The sequence below is a fragment of the Aliivibrio sp. SR45-2 genome (assembly GCF_963890165.1).
In the GTDB taxonomy this organism is placed as follows: domain Bacteria; phylum Pseudomonadota; class Gammaproteobacteria; order Enterobacterales; family Vibrionaceae; genus Aliivibrio; species Aliivibrio salmonicida.
Genome location: NZ_CAWPRC010000146.1, coordinates 47,817 through 57,617, shown reverse-complemented (window position 1 = coordinate 57,617; position 9,801 = coordinate 47,817). Strand labels below are relative to the sequence as shown.

Annotated in this window: 9 protein-coding genes; 4 read left to right on the top strand and 5 right to left on the bottom strand. The window is 38.6% G+C overall.

The genetic code is table 11. The features are described from left to right. A partial coding sequence (locus tag AACV33_RS08160; RefSeq protein ID WP_182700118.1) for a cyclic diguanylate phosphodiesterase occupies positions 1-1,365 on the top strand: 1,365 nt, incomplete at its 5' end. A gap of 76 nt (positions 1,366-1,441) precedes the next feature. On the opposite strand, the gene AACV33_RS08155 is transcribed toward AACV33_RS08160, so the two are convergent. Both AACV33_RS08155 and AACV33_RS08150 read right to left on the bottom strand, forming a co-directional pair. Continuing rightward, a complete protein-coding gene (locus AACV33_RS08155; RefSeq protein ID WP_182700117.1) occupies positions 1,442-2,314 on the bottom strand; it encodes a hypothetical protein in 873 nt (290 codons plus the stop codon). After that, positions 2,314-3,024: an ABC transporter ATP-binding protein gene (locus AACV33_RS08150; RefSeq protein ID WP_182700116.1), complete on the bottom strand. Its 711-nt coding sequence runs from the start codon at positions 3,022-3,024 to the stop codon at positions 2,314-2,316. The genes AACV33_RS08155 and AACV33_RS08150 overlap by 1 nt, the downstream gene beginning before the upstream one ends. A gap of 191 nt (positions 3,025-3,215) precedes the next feature. On the opposite strand from AACV33_RS08150, the gene AACV33_RS08145 reads away from it, so the two are divergent. Next, on the top strand, positions 3,216-3,524 hold the full coding sequence (locus AACV33_RS08145) for a hypothetical protein (RefSeq protein WP_017021718.1): 309 nt from the start codon (positions 3,216-3,218) through the stop codon (positions 3,522-3,524). On the opposite strand, the gene AACV33_RS08140 is transcribed toward AACV33_RS08145, so the two are convergent. Then, entirely contained in the window at positions 3,517-4,404 is an 888-nt protein-coding gene (locus AACV33_RS08140; protein ID WP_182700115.1) for a DMT family transporter, read from the bottom strand. The genes AACV33_RS08145 and AACV33_RS08140 overlap by 8 nt on opposite strands. Before the next feature lie 124 nt (positions 4,405-4,528). Between AACV33_RS08140 and AACV33_RS08135 the strand changes: the two genes are divergently transcribed. Together AACV33_RS08135 and AACV33_RS08130 are read left to right on the top strand one after the other, a co-directional pair. Further along, positions 4,529-5,947, top strand: a complete 1,419-nt coding sequence (locus tag AACV33_RS08135) for an aminotransferase-like domain-containing protein (protein ID WP_255458558.1) — start codon at positions 4,529-4,531, stop codon at positions 5,945-5,947. A 105-nt stretch (positions 5,948-6,052) separates the two neighbouring features. Next, entirely contained in the window at positions 6,053-6,850 is a 798-nt protein-coding gene (locus AACV33_RS08130) for a RecX family transcriptional regulator (protein WP_182700113.1), read from the top strand. A gap of 164 nt (positions 6,851-7,014) precedes the next feature. Here the strand turns inward: AACV33_RS08130 and AACV33_RS08125 are convergent, their stop codons facing one another. Beyond that, positions 7,015-8,781: a sodium:solute symporter family transporter gene (locus AACV33_RS08125; protein WP_182700112.1), complete on the bottom strand. Its 1,767-nt coding sequence runs from the start codon at positions 8,779-8,781 to the stop codon at positions 7,015-7,017. 373 nt (positions 8,782-9,154) lie between these two features. Then, positions 9,155-9,778 carry a bifunctional 4-hydroxy-2-oxoglutarate aldolase/2-dehydro-3-deoxy-phosphogluconate aldolase gene (locus AACV33_RS08120; protein ID WP_065609682.1) on the bottom strand — a complete coding sequence of 208 codons (624 nt, stop codon included), beginning with the start codon at positions 9,776-9,778 and terminating at the stop codon, positions 9,155-9,157. Positions 9,779-9,801 lie beyond the last annotated feature (23 nt).

Genomic DNA, 9,801 nt, shown 5'->3' with positions numbered 1-9,801 from the left:
ATTTTTTCCGACTACAAGAGATTTGTTGAATCTAATGTTGAAGGCACTATAGCAAAAATCGAAATAAAGTTGGATAAAGCAAAAGAAACGGTTCAAGAACTGGATCAGTTTAAAGATAAAAATTGCCAAGAGATGATGATACCTTTGCAAAAGATAGTGGCATTAAGTCCTACGATAAACAGCATTTCTATTATTCGAAATGGTCAATATTATTGTAGTTCAATTGTGGGTATGAACATCTCAAAAAAAGCAGTTCCAGAAAAAGAAATTAATATAAAAGAAAAAGATACATTAACTAGTCTACCTGCAATTTCGTATTATCATCGCTATGATGAGGCCAATGGCATTCAATTTTTCATGAAAGGTATTCCGTTTGACTTAGAAGAAAACCGAGTGGGAAACGTCATCTTGTCTAATCAAGAGTACACGATATCAAAAGAGAACCAGTTTGGATTACACAAAGCCAATGAGGAAGATAATTATCCATCGGCAAAGTATGATTTTTTAATTTTACTTAAATACGATGCGGCGTCTTCAGTGAAGAATTACTTAATAGATAATCGACTTGTTATTGTTATTTCACTGCTCGTGATGGCTTTGCTAAAAGCGTTGTCCGTAAAAAATACGCTGTTTAATATAGAGTTCTTTACGTTAAGAAAAGCGATAAAAAACAATAGTATAAAGCCATTTGTGCAACCGATCGTAAATGAAAAAGAACACATTATCGGGGGAGAAGTGCTTGCTCGTTGGATAACCGAAAAAAGGGGGATAATCTCGCCACTTGAGTTTATTCCTAAAATTGAAAAATTTGGTTTGATGAATGCGATGACAAAATCGTTGTTAGGTCAATTAATTGAGTGTTATCAAAACAGCCCCAAAAGTGAGTTAAGGATAAGCGTTAATTTAACGGAAAGCTGTCTGTATGACGATGGCATATACCTTTTGTGTAAACAACTGTGTGACAAGTTTGTATTGGTATTAGAGTTCACAGAATCGACTGAGTTTGAAGACAGACACAACATTATCTCATACATGCAAAAATTCAGAGCGGTAGGGGTGAAGTTTGCGTTAGATGATTATGGAAAGGGCTACTCATCATTGCAGTATTTGAATTATTACCAATTTGATTTTGTGAAAATTGATAAATCATTTATTGATGATATTGAAACAAACAAACAGTCTCTGAAAATAGTAGAGAACATTATTTTATTGGCGAATAATTTGAACATAAACCTGGTAGCGGAAGGGGTAGAAAATCAGAATCAGAAAAAGATCCTGAATGATTTGAACATCTCATCGCATCAAGGTTTCTTGTACTTTAAACCGATGCCACTCAATGAGTTTTATTTAAAAGTAAAACGATAAAAGTGACTCAATAGAAAGGGGAGAGACTAATTAGCCTCTCCCTTTTTGTTGGAGTGCGTTGGTAGAAGTTAATCAACTATCTTTTAAATAACCAAGTTGGATTTAGTGATTGCCAAGAAATTTCAGTCGTACGATACAATGAAATACTGACAAAGAGCGCAATAGCCCCAAGCAATGAATAAAGCGTTAGAAAGCCTATTCCTGCGTGCGCAAAGCTCATTAGTGGTGTGTTCGAGAGTAAAATTGTTGTTGGTATCTTATAAATATGCGTTAAGAATACCGCAATGCCGTCCCATCCTAATATCCATGCAGACATTACTTTGAGTGCATAACCTCCTAAAAAGACAACAATTAATGGTGAATTACTGACTTGTGAAATGCTAAGGATTAACGCTGCCATCGGTAACATTACAAGGCTAACTAACATCATTCGCCCCATAAACTGCAGCCAGTTAGCAATAATCGAGATGAAGGACGCGTGCTCATGAAGCATCACTAAAACCGTGTCACTTGATAAACTAATGATCCAGAAGAAAAGATTTGCAATCAATACGAGTAAAGAGAAAATCAACGGAATTACAATCAGACCAAACGTCAGTTTTACGGCATGTGTGTACTGGCTTGATATTGGCATACTGCGCCAGAATGCAGAGCTGCCTTCTTTACGTTCCTTTCGGAGTGTTTTGGAGAAATACGTTGTCGTTAACGCTAACGACAAAATACCAGCCATAAAACTCAGCATCATTTCTAAGTCATCAGAAAACTCCGTTGAAAAGGGCGTGAAATCTCCCTGAGTTTGAACTGAGATAAATAAGTTATCTTGTAGGCTTGTGTTCATCATCAAACTGACGAAAAGAGCGACACCACAAAGCAGAATGAATAAAGGCACGAGGGTAACGGTTTTGTGTTCAATAAATTCTTTTTCAAGCATAAACAATGATGGACGCATTAGATTGACTCCTTTTGAAGCGTGATAAAGAGTTCGGCTAACGTGCCTTGTGGAATGTTATTCATGGTTTCTTGTTTCACGATTCGGCCTTGCTTTAATATTAGAACATCCGTTAATAGGTGCTCAATTTCAGACACTTCATGACTGGCAATAATCAGACAGCGTTCACCGGCGTTAAACCAAGATGTTAAATGCTGATAAAAGGTATCTCGGTATAATAAATCCAAGCCTAATGTCGGTTCATCTAAAATAAGCACTTTCGTGTTTGTTGCTATCACGATGGCTAAATGAACTTGTACTTTCATGCCTTTAGACAGACTTTTAATGGTGCTTTTTAATTGAATGTTGGTGTTTGATAAGACGGCGGTGGCTTTATCAATATCAAAACTTGGGTGAATACCAGAAGTGTATTTTAATAATTGCTTTACGCTCATCCATTCAGGTAAGACATTTACATCTGAAATATAGGCAAGATGCTGCATTAACTCAGCATGTTGGTTGATGGGGTGTAACCCATTAATGCGAATGTTACCTTGATAGCGGTGTGCGCCGAGCAAGGCATTAATCAGTGTCGATTTTCCTGCTCCATTGTGGCCGAGTAAGCCTAAGACTTGCCCTGCATTAAGATCAAAGCTGATGTCATTAATCGCTTGCTGACTTGAGTCAGAATATTGTTTAGATACGTGCTTTACATGAACAAGAGAAGTCATTTTGTGCCTTTCATTGTTGAAGTTGCTTACTGCTATGGAGTAGCAATACCATGATAAGTTCCGTAAATAAAGGGATGGATGATAATTATCAGTATTTCAAAAGGGTAGAACCTCTATTTAGCATCCTTGTTTCGGATCTCGTTTCTATGTGCTAATCATTACTTCATCGGTTTATGGCAAAGTAGTGAGACATGTTAAACAGCACGAGTACTTTGGTCGTTAATATGACCGGTTCATTTATGAGTAATAATAATTATAAGATCAAACGGTTTGCAGACCGACTACAAAAAACCTACCAACGTTTTGGCTATGTGTCACTCGATTCCATTGTAAAAAGCTATTATGAACACCGAACTGAATATTCAAATTTCACACCATTTAAACAACACGATTATGTGACCGTTAGTTATCATAAAACGGCGATTTCTCCTCAGCGATTGAACCAAATGCTGTCTTCATTAGAGAAAGCAAACGCGGCGAAGAAATCCCAATTTATTTAATGGCTTCCACTAAGTGTACTTTGGGTTTTCTTATTACTAAATAGACCGCAATAGCCGCAAGCGCGAACCCTACCGCCCCTTGCGTATCAAAGTGTTCACCAAAGATTATCCATGCTTGAAATGCCGTCATTGGCGGGATGAGATAAAAAGTAGAAGCCACACTTGAAGAATCACCTTGTTTGATCATATAAAGCAACAATAGAATAGCCGTAACGGAGACAACTAACACTAACCACATTAATCCAAAAATGAATTGCGTATTCCATGTCACTACCATCGTTTCATTTAATAACGCGACAGGTAAAAAAACCAATGAGGCAGCGCTGTATTGCCACACCATACTGCCAATGAGATCTGAATTCTGGCAGTATTTTTTTTGATATAACGTACCAAAAGTAATTCCAATTAAGGCAATGAAGGCAAAAAGATACGCACTGTATTGATTGCTGGTGTCTTGCCATTCCATGTTACCTTGCAGTACCAACGTGATCCCCAGTAAGCCAAGGAATAGACCGACCCATTGCAGGGGAAGTAAACGTTGTTTACCAAAATTAACCAACAATACAGCGGTAAGAATAGGCTGAATACCCACTAATAACGCACATAAGCCAGCCGACATACCAAGAGAAATCGCTTGGTAGGTGCCACCCAAATAGAACCCATGAATTAATACGCCAGCAATCAAAGAGTGAATGGCTTCTTTTCCTCTTGGAAGGTGAGATTTGAATATGAATAACAGAGCAATGAAAATGATGATATTCGCGATCATTCTAAGAAGAAGGAAAGTTGCAGGCTCTGCAAACTGTAGTCCATATTGAGCACCGATAAAACCAGTGCTCCATAAGGCGACGAAGATAAAAGGGACGTATTTAGTTAGCATGAGGATTCCTGTTCATTGTTGTCTTTTGCGTACTTTAACTAGGCACAGCTATTGAGGTAAGAGACAGTTTCCTTTATTTTATTGGGTACAGATGGTGGGTTATATTGGGGATCAGGCAGGGACGATGAAAAAATACCAGCAAGTGAAAGCGCATATTCAACAAGGTATTGAAAAAGGATTGTATCTTTCAGGAGATAAACTGCCCTCCATTCGAGAGTTAAGTGAAACGTTGTCGGTAGGAAAAAACACGGTTATTCGAGCCTATGAAGAGCTTGAAGCAAAGCAGGTGTTGGTAGCTCGTGATCGCTCTGGCTATACCGTGGCAACTATTAATTTTCATCGAGAATTTCAAGCAAAGACGTTAAATGCGCCGTCTGACATTGATTTATTATCTCTTAGCAAGGCCATTTTAAGTCAACCGAATGAACATAATTTATTATCAATGGGCTCTGCTCATCCTGATATTGATTTCCCTGCGATACGAACTTTATACGCAGAGATTAGCCGTCACAGCCGTCAACAAGCGAATATTCCAAGTTGCTATCAAATGCCTCCGGGTAATGCCTCTTTACTTAAATACATTGCGAACATTACTCAGGATTTAGGCATTTCTGTATCGACTCGTGACGTGTTGATTACGCACGGTGCTCAGCAAGCCATCAGTTTAAGTTTGCAAGCGCTAACAAAGCCTGGAGACATTGTTCTTGTTGATTCTCCCTGCTATTTCGGTTCATTGTTATTGCTTGAATCATTGGGATTAAAAGTGATAGAGATCCCAAACCATTTTAATTATGGGTTAGATATTGAGGCAGTAGAACAAGCGATAAAAACGTGGGATGTGAAGGCGATTTTAATCAACCCTACGTATAATAATCCTACGGGTTATACGCAATCTGAATCTGCTCGCAAAGCATTATTAAAAGCGACAACGGGCATTCCTTTTATCGAAGAAGATGTGTTTGGGGGGTTATCTTATGAAGGGACGGTAAAAACGTTCAAAGAATTGGATACCGAAGATCGAGTGATTTATTGTAATTCATTATCTAAAACTCTCGATTCACGGTTACGGATCGGGTGGATCCTCGCTGGGAAGTATCAAGCCAAAGTAGAAAAGCGATTGATGTCTGAAAATATGGGCAGTGTAAATCTGATTCAATCTGCGGTGAGTGATTTCTTGAAAAAAGGCAAATATAAGCAGCATATCCATAGAGCACAGCGCAGCTATAAAAGTAATCAGAAGCGAGTGTATCAACAATTAACAGAAGCTCTGGATAGCTATGCGAACGTAAAGCAGCATTATTACCTTTCTCAGCCAGAGGGGGGCTTTTTATGTTGGTTAACCTTGCCGCTTGGAACGGATGGTACGGAGATTTACCAACAAGCGTTGGGTGAAAAAATCAGTGTACTACCGGGAACCATGTTCTGTACTCAAGATCAATTTAAGCATTGCATCCGTATTAGCTTTGCCTCTTATCGCGATAATGAAAAATGGAACAACGGGATAAAGACATTGGCTAGAATTATTGCGGAACACTGTAAATAAATCCCTTTAACCATCATCTATGACGTAATTAGCGTAATAGATGGTATCTTAGATTGAGATACGTTAGATTCGGATCTCATTAGCTCACCAAAGTCAGAGGTTACCATGTTCAGTCAACGTCCCGTTAAGCCAGCTAAAACCATTGATAATGTCTATGGCAGTGCCTTTTATCACCTTGAAGCTAAAGATCGAACCATAAACGAATTACGAAAGAAATTGATTGCGAAAACGGACAATCAAGAATGGATTGATACGGTTCTGAATGACTTAGTTGAACGCGGTTATTTAAAACCAGATAACGATTTTGCCATTAAATTTGTTGAGATGGCTTTTAGTTCTGAAAAAGGCAGTCAGTTCATTTTGTCTAAGTTGAGAGAAAAAGGGATCAATGAATCGATTGTTAACGAGGCGATTTTTTATGTGACTAATCGCGATGAAATTTGCGAAGTTACTTTACTTAATAATCGATTAGCGGACATGAATTTAGAGTCACTCTCTAGTGATAAATTGTACGCAACCTTAACTAAATATGGGTTTAAATCAGCAGACGTTCGAGAAGCGATAAAATCTCACCCTGTGGCTTCAACGTTGTCATCTAAAATGCAAATTAAAGCCGATAAAGCTGATATTGTAAAAGAAATAGAAAAGCTGGCTCGTAAGCTAAAAGGTAAGTCAATTATCAAACGAGAGCTAAAACAAAAACTGATTGATATATCGAATTTTGATGAAGAAATTGAAAAGTTAGAATTGGATGGAACCATTGATTTCTACGAGAACTGCCAAGCAAGATTGGATAAAAAACGCTTTGATTTAAGTAAATCAAAAGAAAAAAGCAAAGCGTATGCCTACCTTTATTCTCATGGTTTTAGCTCTGATGAAATCAAAGAAACCCTTTCTAGCTAAGGCTAGTGGTCATTGAATAACCGTAAAAAGACAGATTTATAATGGTAAGTCGTTAAATACCTAACGTCCTAAGTGTAAACACATTTCAGGACGAGACAATCAAACATAAAAAAGCCTTGCTAGGAGCTAGCAAGGCTTTTTAATTACAGGGATTTAGGTGTTAGTTAGTCATTAACGGTAGCTGTCTTTGGGGCCGCTCCATTTTTGGATGCGTTCACCAGTAGAATACCGACACTTAATACGATAGAACCACATAATAGGAAGAGTAGTCGACCTGTTGGTTCGTTTGGAATCAGTGCCATCGCTAAGATACCAAAGCCTGCTGTGCTGATAAGTTTACCAAGCATAGAGCGTTGTTTTGTATCTAGGTTTTGTTGTTCTTCACCTTCAGCAACTAACGGAGTGTTCCAGTTTGTGAATAGTGTATCAACTTCTTTCTCACGCTCAGATGATAACGGTTTGTAGAAGAACTGCGTCGCTAAGAAGAAGCCACCAGTAAAGACTACGTGTGCTGCTAAGCTTAAGCCAACTTTAAGATCTGCCCACTCACGGCCAGTTAGATGTTGCTCTAGACCAAATAGGTGTTCAATATCTTCTGCTTGTAGAGAAATACCAAAGATGTAAGAAACGAAACCACCGACAATCAATGTAGTCCAAGCTGACCAATCTGGTGTTTTACGAATAATCATACCGAGGAAGATTGGAATAAGCATAGGGAAACCAATTAATGCACCCACGTTCATTACAATATCAAATAGGCTCAAGTGACGTAACGAGTTAATGTATAGGCCAATCGCAATAATGATGATACCCATTAGAATCGTAGTTAGTTTACTTACAATAACGAGTTCTTTTTGCTCTGCATTCTTACGAAGAATAGGGCTGTAGAAGTTCATTACGAAAATACCAGCGTTACGATTTAAACCTGAGTCCATAGAAGACATCGTTGCTGCGAACATCGCTGACATTAATAGACCAACCATACCTGCTGGCATAACGTTTTGTACGAATGCTAAGTAAGCAGCATCGCCAGCCTTGTCACCCATTGACGCATATTGTGCAGCAAAGTCAGGCATAAATGCACTTACATACCAAGGTGGAAGGAACCAGATAAGAGGACCAACAACCATTAGGATACAAGCAAGACCAGCGGCTTTACGAGCATTTTCACTGTCTTTAGCACATAAGTAACGGTAAGCATTGATACTGTTATTCATTACACCGAATTGTTTTACAAAGATGAAGACAACCCATAGCACGAATACACTTACGTAGTTGAGGTTATTCCCCAACATGAAGTCACCCTGGAAGTTATCAATAATGTTTGTGATGCCACCACCGTGGAAGTAAGCAGCAACAGCACAGGTAATAGTAACTGCCATGATAACTAACATTTGCATGAAGTCAGAAGCAACAACGGCCCAAGAACCACCGGTTACCGACATGATGACTAACACAGCACCGGTAAAGATGATGGTTGTTTCCATTGGGATGTTAAATACAGCAGCAACAAAGATTGCGAGACCATTTAGCCAAATACCCGCAGATATTAAGCTGTCTGGCATGCCGAACCATGTAAAGAATTGCTCTGAAGTTTTACCAAAACGCTGTCTAATTGCTTCAATTGCAGTCACAACACGAAGTTGACGGAACTTTGGAGCGAAGTACATGTAGTTCATGAAATAACCAAATGCATTGGCTAAGAACAGAATTACAATAACAAAACCATCGGAGAAAGCGCGTCCTGCAGCTCCAGTAAACGTCCATGCTGAGAATTGTGTCATGAAAGCGGTTGCACCAACCATCCACCATAACATTTTGCCGCCCCCTCTAAAGTAATCACTAGTAGAGGTTGTAAACTTTCTAAACATCCAACCAATTGCGATTAAGAAGAAGAAGTAGGCGAGAACAACAAGAGTATCAATAGTCATTTTTTTCAGCCTTTTAAGTATCATAATTAACTGATATCTAGACTACCCTTTTTATTTTTTATTTGTACTACAATATGTCTTTATCGTGATCTGATTCGCATGTTTTTTGATCTTAATTACGTGCTTCATGCTTGTTTTTACTTATATTATCGCTAATTTAATGGGCTTGTCTTTTAAGTTATTGAAAATCAATTAGTTATTATAATAATACAAATTGATTTGTGTTTTGAAATGAAATACTTGGTTTTCCCACTTTTTTACGTGAAAAGTAAAACGGGTATCAGTATGGAGTAAAATAAAAAGCAGAGTTTGTTTTATATCATAGAATTAAAAAAGCGAGCCATTGGCTCGCTAGATAAAGAGTAAGCATTTATTAACTGACGCGTTTTACGGCATCACGAACTAAAGTACCAAGTTCCTCCCACTTCCCTTCATCAATAAGGTTGGTTGGTACCATCCAAGTTCCGCCACACGCAAGTACGGCAGGAATAGAAAGGTAATCATCTATGTTGTTTAAGCTAACACCACCAGTAGGCATAAATTGCACAGGGTAAACGGCGGTTAATGCTTTAAGCATAGCCACACCACCCGATGCTTCGGCAGGGAAGAATTTAAGTGTACGTAAACCCATGTCCATTGCTTGTTCAACCAAGCTTGGGTTATTTACACCAGGTACGATTGGCATCTTTTTATCTAAACAATACTGGACTGTGCGTGGGTTAAAACCTGGGCTCACGATAAAATCAACACCAGCTTCAATTGCTTGGTCAACTTGTTCATTGGTTAAGATCGTACCCGCACCAATCAGCATTTCAGGGAACTCATCACGCATAGCACGAATGGCTTCTGCTGCACACGGTGTTCTGAATGTGATTTCTGCACATGGCATGCCATTTTCAACCAAAGCACGGCCAAGCGGGATCGCGTCTTCTGCTTTATTGATTGCAATTACAGGAATAACTTTAAGACTTGCTAGTTGTTCATTTAAGGTTGTCATGATTACACTCTCATGTTGAATTT